We start from the raw sequence: 17,600 nt of genomic DNA on the forward strand, positions 1-17,600 counted from the left end.
TAAAAATTATTTTAAATCAAAAACTAAGGTTAATATAATTCAAGTAAATAACAAATTTCGCCTTAATAAAAAACAGAAATAATCCCAAGATTTACTCAAGTTTTATTTTTAATAAAAAAAGTCCGCACCTTGGGGAAGAATACGGACTGTAAAACAGAAAAATTAATATCTTGCTTATTTCAGGATTTAAGCTCTCTGACCTAATAAATTCATTTAAATCAGAAGATATGTTTGCAGTATAGCTCAACCAAAAAAACCTGACTATTCTACTAAAGTATTTAATCTAAGACTGAATTTCTAATATTCACCAATGAGATAATATAACTTTCTTGAAATTTCAACCATCATATTAGAAGTATATTGAGTAATTTCAAAAACTTGCTTTTTCTGGGGATTGAACACCATATTGTCTTTTTCATCGCTAAAAAAGATATAGGTGGTGTATTTATCCATATGGTGAATATGCTCTTTTAAGTTTAATTTTTCCCCAGAATTGGGATCATAGGCGATAAACTTCATTCTCATGAATTTTGTCTCTATACATACAATCTTTTACCTAAAATTTTAAGAAAGTTTAAGTAAAACAATATTTTGATGGATGATATAAAAGGTTAACCTAACAACTGCGGCTACTTATAAGATATGGGTACAATACTATTGGCCTTATTTACAGAGGTTTCAGCAGAAGCGATAGATTGCTCTGCTTCTTTAAGCAGACGAGAAGTTTTAGACTCACTTTTCTCTTCACCATGGAAAAGTACATAGTATGTAAAACTTCCCAAGATAATTAATGTGGCTGTGATTTTTAACATAAACTTAAAACTAAAATTTTTTCGTATTATAGTGCTTTTTATGTGAAATGCATCACATTTTTATATAAATTTGTTAGATAGACTTCACTTTAAAAGTAGATAATATAGATAATTAAGTTGATATTTCACTTAAATTAATCAGTGTTATATTTTTTAAAGGATTATTTCAAAAAATTAGATCATTCTTCACTTTATAAAAAAATTATAAAATTAAATTTATCTTAATATTAAGTATTTAATTTGAATAGAAAAATTCCATATGAATTGATGGCTAAAAACGGAATCTCCTAATGCATTCATTGTAAAATTAAAAATTTGATATGCAAAAAATGCATAATTAACTTGATAAATGCATTAGAAGTGAAGCATTTCGAAATCTAATATGAATTATCTTCTTTACTAATTCGAAGTTTAATGATGAACGCTGAAATTACCACCCGTATTGAGAAGGATCTTATTGGTTATAGAGAGATCAATAATAACGACTACTACGGAGTTCAAACATTACGTGCTCTAGAAAACTTTAATTTAACTCAAAGCAAGGTCGGAAATTTCCCTCACCTTATTAAAGCTTTAGCCATGGTAAAGCTTGCTTGTGCTGAGGCGAACTATAATCTTAAAAGCTTAGATCAAACTAAATTTGAAGCGATTGAATACAGCTGTAATCAACTTATTCGTGGGAATTTTCACGACCAGTTCCCGATTGATATGATGCAAGGCGGTGCTGGTACTTCAACCAATATGAATGCAAATGAAGTATTGGCAAATGTGGCTTTAGAATATATGGGACATTCTAAGGGTCAATATCAATATCTTCATCCTAATAACGACATTAATATGTCGCAGTCAACAAATGACGTGTACCCTACTGCGATTCGCTTAGGTTTGTTATTAAGTTTAGATGAACTAAATCTTCCTTTTAATAACTTGATTTTAAGTTTCCGCAATAAATCTCAAGAATTTGCTCATATTTTAAAAATGGGTCGTACACAGTTACAAGACGCTGTGCCAATGACATTAGGTCAAGAGTTTGGCGCTTTTGCGGTAACTTTACAAAAAGACCTTGAGCAAATTAATACGCTTATTCCAAATGTTTTAGCCTATATGAACCTTGGCGGTACAGCGATTGGTACGGGAATTACTACTGAATATAGTTACCGTGAACTTGCGATTCAGGCACTTGCAAAAATTTCTGGTAAGAAAATTAAGTCCGCTCCTGATCTAATCGAAGCAACTTCAGATATGGGCGACTTTGTTCTTTTATCGGGTTTATTAAAACGTACCGCAACTAAACTTTCAAAAATTGCCAATGACTTGCGTTTACTTTCAAGTGGTCCGCGTACTGGCATTAATGAAATTAACTTAGAAGCACGTCAACCGGGTAGTTCGATCATGCCAGGTAAAGTGAACCCAGTTATTCCTGAAGCGATGAACCTTGCTTGCTTCCAGATCATTGCAAATGATTTGGCTGTAACTTTAGCTGCTGAAGCTGGTCAATTACAGTTAAATGCAATGGAAACACTTATTGCATTCAAACTGTTTGAATCTATGGACTTGCTTGGTAAAGCAATGGCCATGTTCCAAAGTAAATGTATTGATACGATTACGGCGAACCCTGAACACTGTAAAGCTTTAGTTGAAAACTCAATTGGTATTGTGACTGCACTTAACCCTTACCTAGGTTATGAAACGACAACTCGTATTGCTAAAACCGCAAACGAAACTGGACAAAGCATATTGGCTCTAGTTCAGAATGAAGGCTTATTATCAGCACAAGTGCTTGATGATATCTTGTCGATTAATAATATGGTTAAACCCAAAATGTCGGCTTAATTCCTGAAATAAAAAAGGAGCTTTTATAAGCTCCTTTCTTATTTGTTTTTTATTTTAAAAACTAAAAGTTGTAGAGAACTGAGCTGCACGTGGATTACCTAAGAATAAATAGTCATCACCCATAAATGCACCTACATCACGCCAATATTTCTTATTAAATAAGTTATCAATATTGAATCTGAAGGTCGTGTCATGCCCAGCAAAATTTGTTTTATAAGCAGCACCAATATTAAAGACACTGTACCCGCCTACTTTTGCCGTTCCCTCTTTGTTTGCATATTTACTGCTACTGTATTGCATACCACTCAGTAATCTTAATCCTTCAACTGAAGGTACTTTATAAGATAACTGTGCAGTTGCGCGTACTTTCGGTACATTCTGAGTTTGATGACCTTTGTAGCTGTCACTATCAATATCAACAAGACGAGATTTGGTATAGGTAATGCCAGAGCTTACGTCGAGTGTATCTGTTAAAGCGCCCGTTAAACCTAACTCAATACCTTGATTGTGTTGTTCGCCTTGTTCAACAAAATCAAAAGATCCATCTGCATTTACTTTACTGTATTGATTGTCTTGCTTTAAATCAAAAATAGCTGCTGTTAACAAGAAGTTTCGAATTTGTTGTTTAACACCAATTTCATATTGTTCAGAATTTTTAGGAGCAAGAACTTCTAAGGCATTATTAGCAAACCACGGAGCCTCTCCACCATCAGATAATCCTTTGGCATATGAAGCATAAAGATTAGTCGTAGTAGTTGGGCTATACATGAGCGCTAATTGCGGTAAAAACTTATTTAAATCCGTATCTCGGCTTTGCTGCCCCTCTGGATCATAAGCTTGTTCATCAAGATGAATAAGTTTTCCACCTAGTAACGTTGACCATTGATCATTAAATTGAACTCGGTCAGATATGGTAAAAGCAGTCTGATCGCTTTCTAAAGCTTTGTAACGATCGCCTAAACTTTCCGATGCCGGACTGTAGTCAATCGTATCTTGATAGATGTTACCTGTTCCTACCAATATATTAAGTGGTGTATGGCGCTTTAAGGTTTTATAAGTACGTTGTAATTCAAAAGCAACTTGATGCTGAATATTGCCAGTATTAAATTGACCATTTAACCCAGCAGTAAACTGGTTAGTAATACGTGTGTCATCTGGGCTGCGGAAGTCATAAATGTCATAGTTACCGTGTTTATTAAAAGAATTACCTAAGCCAGTAACTTCACAAATATCGCTATAACATCCCCACGGGAAAGCACTATTATCATCAATCACAACACGACTTTGTGATGCACTTAAGCTACCATTCCATTGCTCATTAAATGCGTATTGATATTTTAAACTCGCATTTACACTGTTATTTACAACAGGTTTACTCCAAGACTGATAACCCAACAAACGATCTTGATCTACATTAGTTGGTACTTGTCCATCAAGCAGTTGATAACCCGGTACGGAGCGTTGGCTTTTGTGCTGAGCTTCAATGTCAAACAGTAGTTTAGAGCGATCATTAATTTTCCAGTCTAAAGCTACTGAACCAAACTCACGCTTACCATTTGCATGGTCAACATTTGGATGAATACTTTCATGTGATAAATTGATTCGATAACCGAAACTATCATTAACAAAGCCGCCAACATCTGTTGCCAGTGTATAGCCACCTTCCGAATTTGCATCTACAGTAATGTTTTTAACATTGGCAGGTCTTTTGGTTACATAGTTAACAACGCCGCCCGGAGTCGACATTCCACTTTGAATTGCAGAAATGCCTTTTAAGATTTCAACTTGTTCTTTATTTTCTAAACCAATATTTTGCTCACCACGTATGGTGTGACCGTTAATGAGATAACTTGAACCTAAATCGAGTGCAAAACCTCGTGCTACAAAGTTTGGATAGTAGCCGATAGCAGCGTAACCATCTCCCAATGACGAATCATTTTTAACCACATCGGTTAGGGTTTTTGCATGTTGATCTGCTATGCGTTCAGATGTAATGGTTGTAATAGATGCCGGAACCTTCTTTACATCGCCAGTTTGAAAACCGGATAAATTAACTTTCTTTGATGTGTATAGCGCATCATTATTTTGGGTGGCGTTCACAGTAATGGTTGGGAGCTGGGAAACCTCCGCTTCATTTGCATAAACGACAGATGTTATGAGTGCAATAGATGAAGCCAATGCTGTTTTAGAGCATGTCATGAAGTGAAGATTTAACGAACGTCTTTCCATTGAATAACTACCTGCCATACCGTGCATAATTTGAAGCGCTAGAAGTAACTACTGAGCCTATTTTTAGCCACGCAAGAATACCGCTACATATATTGAGAAACAACTTATTCTGTATTTTTTCGATTAAGTGAATGTGATACAACTTTTATGGGCTTATCATTATATAAATTTCATGTATTTTCTTAGAAATTGGCACTATAACTTTTTAAGCATTACCAAATATTCAAAATAAACTTAAGCTAAAAATGGTACTCAACAGGAGAAATAGAACAGGAAAATAATGTTGTTAAATTAGCTTACTGATTTTAAATACTATTAATTATTAAGTTAAGACAAAGGAAGTGTTCGATCATCGGTAAAAATATCATTAAATCGAACAAAAGGACGTAATCTCACTAGAATCGAATTTTAAAATTAGAAAAAATGAAGGGTTAGGAATTTAAGGACATGCTCAGGATTGATTGATATTTAAATTTTCATTCTATTTTCTATCCAGCATATCTAAAAATTCCTCGTTTTTGTCTGCAAAATGATGGAAGAAATATGACATACACTCAGGAAGAAAAACGTAGCAGAATACGTGGGATTGTAGGCGCAGCCTCTGGTAATTTAGTTGAATGGTTCGACTTTTATATCTATGCAGTATTTGCTGCCTACTTTACTCAAGCTCTAACTGCACCAGATATGGATAGTACGACTAAATCTATCTATGTGTGGGGGGTATTCGCTGCAAGCTTTTTTATGCGTCCTATTGGTAGTTGGGTATTTGGGCGTATTGCAGACCGGCATGGTCGAAAAAAATCGATGGTCATCTCAATTTGTCTTATGGCTTTGAGTTCTTTTTTATTTGCAGCCCTACCCACTTATGACCAAGTTGGCTTATTTGCCCCATTTCTTTTACTGGTAGTACGTTTACTTCAAGGCTTATCAGTTGGGGGTGAATATGGCGCCGTAGCAACATATATGAGTGAATTGGGTTTAAAAGGCCAACGTGGTTTTTACTCGTCTTTCCAATATGTCACCCTCTCTGGTGGTCAATTACTTGCCAGCTTACTTGGCGTTATTTTATTAACGTTTTTAAGTGAGCAACAATTACATGATGGCGGTTGGCGTATTCCGTTTGTTATTGGTGGTATTGCCGCAATTTTATCTTTACTTGCACGTAGCCGCTTAGAAGAAACACTTTCACATCAAGATAGCGAACGAAAAGAATCTGGTAGCTTAAGAGAGCTCTTTAAAAAGCATTGGAAAACTTTTTTATTGGTGGTGGGTTATACCTCGGCTGGTTCATTAACGTTTTATGTAGAAACTGTTTATTCAAAAACCTATTTAACCAATTTAGGAATGGACGGAAAAACCGTTGGTTATATCATGACCTTCGCACTATTTGTCTATATGTGTGCTCAACCTGTATTTGGCTCAATTTCAGATCGTATTGGGCGACGTGCTTCAATGCTAGCATTTAGCTTATTATCTGCGATTTTTATCTATCCAGTCATGGCCATTGGGATGCCTAATTATATAGATTCGCCGATTATTATTGCTTTACTACTCATTTTTATGATGATGATTCTGAGTTTCTATACCTCTATTAGTGGTTTGGTAAAAGCTGAAATGTTCCCACCTCATGTGCGAGCTTTAGGTGTGGGGTTTTCTTATGCGGTAGGTAATGCGCTGTTTGGTGGTTCTGCACCTTCGGTTGCCTTACAGTTTAAAGCTGCCGGAATTGAAAACACCTTCTTTATTTATGTGATTGTCATGCTGATTATCTGTTTCTTGTGTAGCCTTGCGCTTCCTAAAAAACCCGATTATTTAGAACATGACCATTAATTAAATAAGATGCCTTCTGTCCCAAGCAGAAGGCATTTTTTAGCTCTTATTAAATTCTTTTAAAAAAGCCCACGGAAAAATCCCTTTATCATGCCCATCACTAAAACAAATTTGGGCACCATATCCTTGATCGAACATTGCTGTCACTTCAACATTTTGGTGTTCTATTTTAATTTGTTTAATTCGCTTCGCTCGGCAAAAGCCACATGGGCAAATTTCCCTTAAATTTTGATGACTCAGACATACGCTTGAGCCATCGGTCCATATAAAGTGAACCTGCTTATTTATAGTGTCGACACGAATATCAGGTCTGATTTGCATACTTCACCTCACCAATTTGATTTAATCCAATACGAATCGCTTTTCGTACTTCTGGGTCGGAGTCATTTTGATGTTGTTCCAATAACGTCTGAGCTTCTGCTGTACCAATTTCACCGAGTGCTAAAGCGACTTCTTTACGTAAATTGCTAATTTCATGTTTAAAATTATCAGAAAGATGAGCAACTGCCGGATATGATTTGAGTAGTCCCAAGCTCCTTACTGCTGCAATACGTACTTGCCAATACAAGTCTGATACAGCATGAATTAATGGAGTTTCGAGCTGAACAATACGTAATTTTCCAATCGTCAATGCTGCTTCGACTCTTAGTTGCCAACTTTCCGAGGTTAAAGAATGTTGAAGCGCTTGGATGACCTCTGCGGATATACTCTGACTATAAGCCAAACCACCCGTTGCAATGCGGCGGACTTCATCATCCAAGTCATTTTCGGCAGTTTTTGCCAATATCGTAATTGCTTGATCTTGTTGTAACCAACTTAATGCACTGACTGCCTCACGGCGCACATGAACATCTTCATGGTGTACCAAAGCGGATATCTCTTCAAATAATTGGTGTGGTCGTAAAGGTTTTAAAGCACGCAGAATTGCACTAAGAGCGAAAGTATCCGTATGCTTTAAATATGGTGCAAGGATCTGGGCGGATGCCGCATTTTTGACTTCACTTAAGCTCTGGCTAGCAGCTTGTCTCACATTCAGATCAACATCAAATAAGGCTTGCGCCAATACTTGTAAGCTAGTTAGATCTTCCCAACTTTCTAGTTTTTTTGCCGCCTCTTCACGAACTAAAGCAGAAGTGTCGTGTTGTAGTGCTGCATGCAACCAAGGAAGTAAATCCGGATTTTCTTCATCACTAATATTCATTAAAGCGACAAAGCGAATCTTTTCATCTGGATCATTGAGCTGTGCAAGAAATTCCTGATTATATTCATCGAAGTCATCTAAAGCTTGATAATAAAAACTCATTCGTATTCCTTAATTTGTGATTTCTTTCCAAGCCCTAATGGATTTAAACGGCTTAACTCTTCTTGCTGGGTGGCTTCTTTTAAAGTCTGGATGCAATGTTTTTTAATGGCAGTAAATTCACTACTCGTTACAAGCTCAACATCTCGTGGACGCTCAAACTTAAGCGAAATTTCTTCAATAATTCGCCCTGGTCGATGGCTCATAATCAACACTCGATCGGCTAAAAAAAGTGCCTCATCAATATCGTGGGTAATAAATAAAACCGACGTTTGAATTTCTTGCCAAATTTCGAGTAATAGCATTTGCATTTTTAAACGAGTTTGAGCATCTAACGCACCAAACGGCTCATCCATTAATAAAATGCGAGGTTGATTAATAAGTACTCTCGCAATTTCAACTCGTTGCTGCATGCCACCAGAAAGCTCGGCTGGAAATTTATGTTCAAAGCCTTTAAGTCCGACCAGATCAATCATTTTCTGAGCTTGTTCAATACGCTTTTGTTTGGCGATGCCTTTCATTTTTAAACCAAATGCAATATTTTCAAGCACGCTTTTCCATGGAAATAAGGTATGTTGCTGAAACACCAAACCTCTGTCTGGATGCGGTTCAAATATCGATTCATTATCGACCGTTAAAGTCCCAGAACTAATCGGTAAGTGCCCTGCTAAAGCACCTAATAATGTTGATTTACCGCAACCAGATGGGCCAAGTAGACATATAAACTCACCCGGTTGTATTTCGAAATTAACTCGATCTAATGCCTGAAAACGATTTTTAGCTTGCCCTAAATGTAGTGACAGATTTTGAATACGCACATGGCCTTGTGTAATTGACATTTTAAGACTTCCTCAATTGATACCATGGGGTAAATCGGTTTCCAATCACGCGCACTAAAGTACTGCTAAACATACCCAAGGCTCCGATCAACACCATGCCAACCACAATATTGCTATAGTTTTGCAAGGTAAAAGACTCCCACGTGAAGTATCCAATTCCGTGTTGGCCCGAAATCATTTCGGCCGTCACTAAACAGAACCAGCAAGTGCCCATTCCAATTGATAACCCCGTAATAATGTTCGGCAACGCCCCCGGAATAATGACTTCATGAATAATGGCGAGATCAGAAGCACCTAGACTTTTCGCTGACGCAACGAGTCTTGGGTCAACTGCACCAACGCCATGTACCGTGTTTAATAAAATTGGAAATAAAGCTCCAATAAAGGTAATAAAAATCATAGAAGCTTCTGAGGATGGAAAAATCAGAATCGCTAAAGGAATCCATGCAACTGCTGGAATTGGCCGTAATACTTCTAATGGCGGCATTAGAAATGCAGCAAGTTTTTGATAACGTCCTGCTAACAAACCAATACCTACACCAATTAAAGCCGCGAGTACAAAACCAATCACTACGCGAAACACACTAGATTGAACATGTTCAAATGCAGTGCTGAGTTGAAAAAAATTCCACAGCGCATGAATGACATCTAAAGGTGTCGGGACATTGCTAAAGTTCACAATGCCTAAATTTATTTTAAACTGAGCTAGTCCTTGCCAAATGACTAACCAAAAAGCTATCGATGTAAAAGCAATGACATAGCTTTTTAAACGCACTGAATATGATCTCAACTGCTGAAAAAATTTAGTCAAAAATGTACTTCGGTTATTAAGTTTTGTCTGGGCTAAACTACTCATTTGTCACCTCCTGTTCATTCGGTAAGTCAACACATCAGCTCTGTGTTACAAGCTGAATAGCTTTAAAGTCATATACTTTTCCGCCTTGTTGTTTAGCCCATTTTTCAGCATCATCTTTTAATAAAAAGGCCTGAATTTGTCCTGCTTTGTCTGTGGCATACCATGCCAGATTGGCAAGTAACTTAATGTCGGACTGATGATCTTGGCTATAAACCACACGCACTGTTTTTCCATCGGCTTGTATTTTCTTTAAATCAGAAAAAGCATGCTCCGGCGTTTCGTAGCTACGAACTTTTTCTTCACCCTTTACCCAAATTTGAGTCACCCGATCAAATGTTTTGATGGATTGGCCCGTTAAAGCGTCATTGGCAACCAAAGGTGATTTTGCATAGTCAGCCAATTGCTGGCTGTAATTAAGTCCAGATGCCTGAAATGCATCCTTAATGTATTGGTCATCAATAAATTTATTTACATCAAGCGTACCGTCGTTTTTGCCTAGAACTTTTAAGGTATCTATCGCAATTTGAGTCGCTTTTCGATATTCAGGTTTCCACGTTAAGTCACGAGTTTGTAGACCTAATGGACCATGAAACAGATAAACTACTTCGGCAGGAATACCTGTTTTTTCAGCAATAAGTTCACTGTATTTTTCTGGTTGTTCCCGAATCAATCGATTTGCTTCAATGGAGGCTTGTAAATAAGCTTTTATGACTTCCGGATGCTGCTGTGCATAATCCTTGCTGGCAAGTGAACCATGAAATGTCGGTGATTTTGCTTGTGAACCATCATAGATTTTTTTAGCAAAACCTTGGTAAGCAAATAACTCACCAAACGGTACGAAGTCAGCATGCGCAGCAATCTTATGGCTTTTTAATGCAGGCCCTGCCACTTCTGGAGCCTGAGCAATCACTTTAATATCTTTATCAAGTTGCCAACCTTCTGCCTGAATCGCTCGCAATAATAGTCCGTGAGCAGTTGAGGCAAAAGGTACAGAAATGGTTTGCCCTTTTAGTTCTTTAAGTGAAGTTACTTTTGAGTCAATTGGGACAACAATCGCATTCCCACTACCATTAATACTGCCTGACAAAGGCGCTAAAAATATGCTTTCTTTTCCAGCTTTTTTAAATGCCGCTAAATTATTAACAGCAGGAAAGTCAGCCATTGCTCCCAAATCTAGCCGGCCAGCCACCATCTCACTGGTAAGTGGTGCACCAGAGGTAAAATTTTTCCATTGAATGTCATATTTAACGTGTTTGTATTTACCATCTTTTGGCAAATATTTTGGTAATAAATTCAATTCACGAACTAACAACCCACCTGTTGCACAGTTAATGGTCGTGTCTTGCGTACCAATGGCTACACGCACAGTTTCTGTTTTACTGCCGCACCCCCAAGTGCCAAGTACAATGACACCAATTAAGCTACTAAGTAATAGTTTTTTATTGATCAATTTATTTTGTCTCATGTTGAGTATTCCAAATTAATTATTTGAGTAAGTATGGGATATTTACTTTGACTGCATCCGTTGGGCAGTCCTTTTCACAAGGCATGCAGTACCAGCATTCATCAAATTGCATGAAAGCTTTTTGGGTTGTGGGATCGATTGCCAATAAATCCATTGGACAAACATCTACGCAGACTGTGCATCCTTTATCAGCAATACATTTATCTTCATCGATAATGACGGGTGCGACAGTACGGTGCTGTACTTCTTTAAAAATAAAAGCCATGATTTGAATTCCTGATTTATTTAGTCTGCTAGAGCAACATCTTTTTGAATGCGTAAACGGTCATACGACACAGCTTCATCTTGGTTAATCGGAACTACATAGGGCTCAACTGTTTTTTTGAAACTGACCATGTTGCCCTGTTCATCTTTTTTCAAATGCGCGTGGCAGAACCAATCCGAGTTATTTTTTTGAGGGAAATCTGCTCTATAGTGGTACAAGCCCCAACGGCTTTCTTCCCTAAACAATGAAGCTCTCGCTGCCATTTCTGCACAGTCTCGGATAAAAGAAACTTCAGCGGCACGCATCAGCTCATGCGGGTTTCTTGCAGAAATTCGCTTAATATCTTGTTTGATTTCTTCAAAACGCTTGAGCCCAATTTCCATTTTTTGGCGTGTTTTAGGGGGCTGCAAATAGTCATTTACAAAACGGCGCAGCTTATATTCCACTTGTTCTGGAGGTAAACCTTCTGAGCAATCCAGTGGTGCAAATATTCGTGCTTTTTCTGCTTCTATTTCATTTTGGTTTAATTCGCTATCTTCAACTACATTCACATATTGCGCCGCATTTACGCCCGCAAACCAGCCATAGGTAAAGGCACCAAGCATATAGTTGTGAGGTACAGCCGCCATATCGCCTGCACTGTATAAACCTTTAACCGAAGTCTCGGCTTTTTCATTGACCCATACACCAGAAGCACTGTGCCCACTACAGAAACCAATTTCTGAAATATGCATTTCCACCATATCTTGACGATAATTGGTTCCTCTACCCTCATGGAAACGACCACGGCTTGGGCGCTCATTGGTATGCAAGATTTCTTCAATAGTTTGAATTGTTTCTTCGGCCAGATGATCTACTTTTAAATAAACAGGACCATTACCACTTTCTAATTCTTGGTAAAACTCCCACATCATTTGACCACTCCAGTAGTCACATTCAATGAAGCGTTCACCCTTACTATTGGCGGTATAACCTCCTAAAGGACCAGTCACATAGGCACAAGCTGGGCCGTTATAGTCTTTAATCAGTGGATTAATCTGGAAGCATTCTAAGTTGGCAAGTTCAGCACCTGCATGGTATGCCATTGCATAGCCATCACCCGCATTGGTTGGGTTTTCATAAGTACCCATTAAGTAGCCAGAAGCTGGCAAACCTAAACGCCCTGCAGCGCCACAACATAAAATGGCTGCTTTGGTTTTAATGACATAAAAATCACCACTACGACAGTCAAAACCAAGTACCCCATTGATTGCACCTTCTTCATTTTTTAAAAGCTTTGTGGTGACAATCCGATTATTAATTTTGACTTGAGCACGCTTTAACTGACGGTATAAAACTTTTTTAACGTCATGCCCTTCAGGCATTGGTAAAACATATGCCCCCATGTGATGTACTTTTTTTACTGCAAATTCGCCTGTCTCATCTTTTTCAAACTTAATGCCCCATTGATCGAGCTGTTGAATGGTTTTGAAACTATGCTTTGCATATGCATATACGGTGGTTTGGTTAACCACTCCATCATTAGCAATCGTAATTTCTTTGGTGTATTGCTCAGGTGTTGCATAGCCCGGAATAATGGCATTATTCAGACCGTCCATTCCCATTGAAATTGCCCCACTGCGTTTTACATTCGCTTTTTCAATGAGTAAGACTTTTAAATTGGGGTTTTCTTGTTTTGCTTTAATCGCAGCCATTGGCCCAGCAGTTCCGCCACCAATAACGACAATATCAAACTCAAGATATTTAGTTTCCATTGAATATTCCTTATTTTTACCTGAGTGATTAACGATGGATACGTAAACGGTACTGGAAGGTATCGCCCGAGAAATAGAGATATTCATAGTCAATCGGTTGGCCATTTGCGTCATGAGTCAAACGCTCAACCCGTAATACCGGAGTTCCGATTTCGACTTGCAATAAGGCCGCTAATTCTTCATCCGCTACCGTGGCATCAATGCTTAAATCCGCATGTCCCAAAGGAATATCGCACTCTTGCTCTAAGGCCTTGAAAATATCAGTTGTACGTAAATCAATCGCTTTCTCTTTAAGTTTCAAACCAATATGTTCTGGCAAATAAGTCAACTCATAAGACACTGGCTGACGGTTGAGTAAACGAACACGTTGAATTTCATACACATTGGCTTTAACAGGTAACTTTAATTTAGGTACGACGTGCATCGGGATCTGCTTAAGCTCGGCCGAGATGACGCGGTTTAAAATTTCGTGACCAGCAGATGACATTGCTTCTGCAAAACCCTGCAAATTTGAAATGTTCTGGAAAGTTTTTGGTTTACTTACAAAAGTCCCTTTACCCGGCACTTTAAAAATATAGCCTTCCAGCTGTAATTGATTGAGCGCTTGGCGAACTGTAATTCGACTTACACCAAACTGTTCAGCAAACTCATTTTCAGATGGAATTTGACTCAGCACGGCATATTCACCATTTACAATTTTGTTAAGGATGAGTTCCCTTAACTGATCATAAAGAGGCTTGTGATTTTTGGGATCTTGGGGCAGCTGGCTCACGGCTTACAACCTGTTATAACAACTTGAGCAAATAATGTTTAAAATGTTTCAGCTTTGGAAATAATTTAAAGCGATAACTTTAGTTAAAAAAATAATTTCAATGAATATCAATAAATTAATAAATAGTTATCTATAAAAGTTGAATGGTTATCATAAAAAATACATTTGTGTTTGGTATGCTATAAAACATACTCCGTTATGCCATAAACGTAAAAATTACTATTATTTTTTTAGGGGATAATATGCAACAAAAACAACAAAGTACCCCTGATGACTCAGTAAAACAGGTTACCTTCTGGCAAGCTTTATTATTTTGGCTCAAGCTTGGCTTTATTAGTTTTGGTGGACCAGCTGGACAAATCGCTGTGATGCATCAGGAACTGGTTGAACAAAAGCGCTGGATATCCGAAAAAAGGTTTTTGCATGCCCTGAACTACTGCATGTTGTTACCTGGTCCTGAAGCTCAGCAATTAGCAACCTACATTGGTTGGCTTATGCATAGAACTGCGGGAGGATTAGTTGCAGGGATTTTATTTGTATTGCCCTCTTTATTTATTTTAATTGGGCTATCTTGGGTCTATATAAAATTCGGAGATGTTCCTGTTATTGCAGGTATTTTTTACGGGATCAAGCCTGCCGTTACCGCAATTGTCTTTCATGCAACATACCGTATAGGTAGCCGTTCACTTAAAAATAAATTTTTATGGTTCGTCGCAATTGCTGCGTTTTTTGCCATTTTTGTCTTAAAGCTTCCTTTCCCCCTTATTGTGCTATCAGCTGGTATTGCCGGCTATTTAGCGAGTAAAAAGTATCCAGAACTTTTTTCTTCAGTCGCTGGACATAAAGCCAGCCAAAAAGATTATGGCCGAGCATTTATTGATGATGATACCCCAACGCCAGAGCATGCTAAATTCCATTGGTTGCGGTTAGCTAAACTTATTTTTGTGGCAATCGTTTTATGGTTATTGTCAATTTTAGCTCTAGGCGCCTATTTTGGGTGGTATCACTCTTATACCCAAATGGCTTGGTTTTTTACTAAAGCTGCACTGCTCACATTTGGAGGTGCATACGCTGTTTTACCTTACGTTTATCAAGGTGCTGTAAATCATTTTGGATGGCTTTCACCAACTCAAATGATTGATGGACTCGCTTTAGGTGAAACTACACCTGGCCCACTCATTATGGTGGTTGCCTTTGTTGGTTTTTTAGGGGGTGTTAATCATTCATTACTTGGGCCCGAGCATCTATTTTTTGCTGGAGCATTCGGTGCAGTCATTGTGACTTGGTTTACTTTCCTTTTCTCATTTGTCTTTATTTTTGCTGGTGCACCCATTATTGAATCTACCCATAATGAAATTAAGTTTACGGCGCCACTTACTGCCATTACCGCTGCTGTGGTTGGTGTCATTTTAAATCTGGCATTATTTTTTAGTTATCACGTGTTATGGCCAGAGGGTTTTTCAGGACACTTTGATGCTGTCGCAGCCATCATTACTGTGGCTGCATTCATTGCTTTATTCCGCTTTAATATTAATGTGCTATATGTCATTTTTGCATCAGCGCTGGTTGGACTAGCCGTCACTTTCTTTTAGTCCTTTATTGAGTTAGCTTTTTTAATTATCCATAGACGCAGCCGAACAATGATATTACTGCTCGGCTGTTTATGTTTTTAGCCCGCTAACTGTGCAATTTGTGCTGCTGCATTATCTAATGCTGCTTGGCGTGCTTCCTGCCCCAAACCAATACCTTCTGCACGTACAAAAGTAATATCAGTCACACCAATAAAATTGAAAAAAGCTTTAATATAAGTTTCTTGATAATCTAAAACTTGGGCTGGTGAACCTTCTGAATACACACCACCACGCGAAGAAGCAATAATAATACGTTTCCCCTTTACTAAACCTTCTGGACCATTTTCTGTATAACGGAATGTTTTTCCAGCAATAGATAGGCGGTCAAGCCACGCTTTTAATTGTGATGGGAAGCTAAAGTTATACATAGGTGCACCAATCACAACGATATCTGACGATAAAAACTCATCCAAATATTGGCTGTTTTGTGCAACACGTTGTTGCGCTGTTTCATTATTAGGTTCTACCCCTTGCCATGCTAAAAACTCGGCATCAGACAAGTGAGGAATTGACTCTAAAGCAAAATCATGATGAATAATTTCTGCATCTGGATAAGCTGTGCTGAGCTGACGAATAACAGATGAGGTGAGTTGGCGGCTAACAGATTGCTCACCCAAAATACTTGTGTCAATTTGAAGTAGTTTCATCGTTTATACCTACAGTATAAAATTGTTACTTGAACTAATTATGTTACTACTATTATTCTTATGCACAAGAAGGCACATTTAGGGAACCAAGTAATATGACTGTAACCATACCTCATGATTTACAAAGCTCAGATTGTCAAAGAGTCAGCCAAGTTCTGGCTAGAGTTGGTGAAAAATGGAGCATTCTTATTGTAATGACACTTGCATCACGCCCTCATCGATTTTCTGAAATAAAGAGAAATATCAATGGAATATCACAGCGTATGCTCACCTTGTGTTTGCGTGGTTTAGAAAGAGATGGATTGGTTAAACGTACGGTCTATCCTGTAGTTCCACCGCATGTTGAATATGAATTAACACCTTTGGGCCATTCACTTACAGAGCCTGTAATTGCTTTAGGCCAATGGGCACAGCAGCATATCACGGATATTGATGCGGCAAGGGCTGCATTTGATGCAACTCAAGATAAACCAATTACATGAGATGCTTAACGTAATTGTGAAGGACTTATGCCATAAAACTGTTTAAAGCGATGGCTTAAATGGCTCGCTGAACTAAAACCACATACAAGAGCAACATCTTGTAAAGAAAGTTGAGATGACTGAATTAAACCTTTTGCCTTAGTTAAGCGCCTTTGCATGACATACTGGTGAGGCGCCATATTCATAGATTGTTTAAACATATGGGCAAAATGATATTCGCTTAAATTCACAACATTTGCTAAGTCAGACAAAGTCAGTGCTTGGTCTAGATGCCCTTCAATCCAGTCTTGAATATATTTAAGTTTATGAGGCGCCAGCCCACCTTTAATGACGGGTTGCTGCCACTTCACATTGCTATATCTTCGAATTAAATGATTGAGCAATAAGCTAGCAGTGGTACTCATCTGTAAATGGTTTGCTGAATCTTTCCAATCACAATCTAATAGGAAAAACTGATATAACGCTCGAATCCGCTCATCGTCATTGAACACCACTTCATTTAGTTCAATTTGATTGGGTTCTTTGTCCCATATTTTTTCAGCGACATCACGCAAATGTTGGTCGGTATAATACAAGTGAACAAATTTAAGTCCGCCTCGTATATCCCAAGTCGACTCCTGATGTTCAGGCAATAAGCAAAAACGACCCGGCCCACCGCCATTTTTCCAGCCCGCAGGTGTTTTTTGATAGCTTTCATAGCCATCTTGAATATACAGACTTAAAGTGTGGTGATCGCTACAGACACTTACACGATCTTGCTCATTAGACCAAAATGCAAGTTGCATATTTTCATCAAGCACCACAGTTTCGTGAAGCTTGGCTTTAGATTGCTGTAGCTGTTCTAAAGTTTGATAGGCCATGCAAAATTAAAACGAATATTATTGA

Annotated in this window: 17 protein-coding genes; 4 read left to right on the forward strand and 13 right to left on the reverse strand. The window is 38.0% G+C overall.

All coding sequences use genetic code 11. The features are described from left to right. Positions 1 to 297 precede the first annotated feature (297 nt). A complete protein-coding gene (locus POD11_RS07375; protein WP_080649678.1) occupies positions 298 to 519 on the reverse strand; it encodes a hypothetical protein in 222 nt (73 codons plus the stop codon). 110 nt (positions 520 to 629) lie between these two features. Then, entirely contained in the window at positions 630 to 812 is a 183-nt protein-coding gene (locus tag POD11_RS07380; protein WP_016141085.1) for a hypothetical protein, read from the reverse strand. 414 nt (positions 813 to 1,226) lie between these two features. On the opposite strand from POD11_RS07380, the gene POD11_RS07385 reads away from it, so the two are divergent. After that, the gene (locus tag POD11_RS07385) at positions 1,227 to 2,645 is read left to right on the forward strand and encodes an aspartate ammonia-lyase (protein ID WP_262456822.1); all 1,419 of its coding nucleotides are present in this window, start codon (positions 1,227 to 1,229) and stop codon (positions 2,643 to 2,645) included. A gap of 54 nt (positions 2,646 to 2,699) precedes the next feature. On the opposite strand, the gene POD11_RS07390 is transcribed toward POD11_RS07385, so the two are convergent. Continuing rightward, a complete protein-coding gene (locus POD11_RS07390; protein ID WP_262456823.1) occupies positions 2,700 to 4,901 on the reverse strand; it encodes a TonB-dependent siderophore receptor in 2,202 nt (733 codons plus the stop codon). A gap of 516 nt (positions 4,902 to 5,417) precedes the next feature. Between POD11_RS07390 and POD11_RS07395 the strand changes: the two genes are divergently transcribed. Then, complete coding sequence (locus tag POD11_RS07395) at positions 5,418 to 6,704, forward strand: MFS transporter (RefSeq protein ID WP_262456824.1); 1,287 nt, start codon at positions 5,418 to 5,420, stop codon at positions 6,702 to 6,704. 39 nt (positions 6,705 to 6,743) lie between these two features. Here the strand turns inward: POD11_RS07395 and POD11_RS07400 are convergent, their stop codons facing one another. The 8 genes from POD11_RS07400 to POD11_RS07435 are packed head-to-tail and all read right to left on the reverse strand — an operon-like array spanning position 6,744 to position 13,955. Further along, complete coding sequence (locus tag POD11_RS07400; protein WP_262456825.1) at positions 6,744 to 7,025, reverse strand: DUF971 domain-containing protein; 282 nt, start codon at positions 7,023 to 7,025, stop codon at positions 6,744 to 6,746. Further along, positions 7,009 to 8,007, reverse strand: a complete 999-nt coding sequence (locus POD11_RS07405; RefSeq protein ID WP_262456826.1) for a HEAT repeat domain-containing protein — start codon at positions 8,005 to 8,007, stop codon at positions 7,009 to 7,011. The genes POD11_RS07400 and POD11_RS07405 overlap by 17 nt, the downstream gene beginning before the upstream one ends. Beyond that, positions 8,004 to 8,843 (reverse strand): ABC transporter ATP-binding protein, encoded by an 840-nt coding sequence (locus tag POD11_RS07410; protein ID WP_262456827.1) that lies wholly within the window; start codon positions 8,841 to 8,843, stop codon positions 8,004 to 8,006. Before POD11_RS07410 ends, POD11_RS07405 begins: the two co-directional genes overlap by 4 nt. A 1-nt stretch (position 8,844) precedes the next feature. Further along, positions 8,845 to 9,699 carry an ABC transporter permease gene (locus tag POD11_RS07415; RefSeq protein ID WP_262456828.1) on the reverse strand — a complete coding sequence of 285 codons (855 nt, stop codon included), beginning with the start codon at positions 9,697 to 9,699 and terminating at the stop codon, positions 8,845 to 8,847. A 34-nt stretch (positions 9,700 to 9,733) separates the two neighbouring features. Continuing rightward, positions 9,734 to 11,164, reverse strand: a complete 1,431-nt coding sequence (locus POD11_RS07420; RefSeq protein WP_262456829.1) for an ABC transporter substrate-binding protein — start codon at positions 11,162 to 11,164, stop codon at positions 9,734 to 9,736. Positions 11,165 to 11,183: 19 nt separating this feature from the next. After that, on the reverse strand, positions 11,184 to 11,429 hold the full coding sequence (locus POD11_RS07425; protein ID WP_000864073.1) for a 4Fe-4S dicluster domain-containing protein: 246 nt from the start codon (positions 11,427 to 11,429) through the stop codon (positions 11,184 to 11,186). A 20-nt stretch (positions 11,430 to 11,449) separates the two neighbouring features. Beyond that, positions 11,450 to 13,183 (reverse strand): fumarate reductase/succinate dehydrogenase flavoprotein subunit, encoded by a 1,734-nt coding sequence (locus POD11_RS07430; protein ID WP_262456830.1) that lies wholly within the window; start codon positions 13,181 to 13,183, stop codon positions 11,450 to 11,452. A 28-nt stretch (positions 13,184 to 13,211) separates the two neighbouring features. Beyond that, complete coding sequence (locus POD11_RS07435) at positions 13,212 to 13,955, reverse strand: GntR family transcriptional regulator (protein ID WP_144730384.1); 744 nt, start codon at positions 13,953 to 13,955, stop codon at positions 13,212 to 13,214. 242 nt (positions 13,956 to 14,197) lie between these two features. Between POD11_RS07435 and chrA the strand changes: the two genes are divergently transcribed. After that, positions 14,198 to 15,547, forward strand: coding sequence for a chromate efflux transporter (gene chrA / locus POD11_RS07440; RefSeq protein WP_262456831.1), 1,350 nt, complete (start codon positions 14,198 to 14,200; stop codon positions 15,545 to 15,547). A 77-nt stretch (positions 15,548 to 15,624) separates the two neighbouring features. Here chrA and POD11_RS07445 read toward each other — a convergent pair whose 3' ends face one another. Continuing rightward, positions 15,625 to 16,233, reverse strand: a complete 609-nt coding sequence (locus tag POD11_RS07445) for an FMN-dependent NADH-azoreductase (protein ID WP_262456832.1) — start codon at positions 16,231 to 16,233, stop codon at positions 15,625 to 15,627. Between the two features lie 95 nt (positions 16,234 to 16,328). Here POD11_RS07445 and POD11_RS07450 point away from each other — a divergent pair, with 95 nt between their 5' ends. After that, positions 16,329 to 16,715: a winged helix-turn-helix transcriptional regulator gene (locus POD11_RS07450; protein WP_262456833.1), complete on the forward strand. Its 387-nt coding sequence runs from the start codon at positions 16,329 to 16,331 to the stop codon at positions 16,713 to 16,715. A gap of 5 nt (positions 16,716 to 16,720) precedes the next feature. Here the strand turns inward: POD11_RS07450 and POD11_RS07455 are convergent, their stop codons facing one another. Next, on the reverse strand, positions 16,721 to 17,575 hold the full coding sequence (locus POD11_RS07455; RefSeq protein ID WP_262456834.1) for a helix-turn-helix domain-containing protein: 855 nt from the start codon (positions 17,573 to 17,575) through the stop codon (positions 16,721 to 16,723). Positions 17,576 to 17,600: the final 25 nt, after the last annotated feature.

Origin of the sequence: Acinetobacter sp. P1(2023) (assembly GCF_028367635.1) — a bacterium.
GTDB classification, from domain to species: domain Bacteria; phylum Pseudomonadota; class Gammaproteobacteria; order Pseudomonadales; family Moraxellaceae; genus Acinetobacter; species Acinetobacter pittii_E.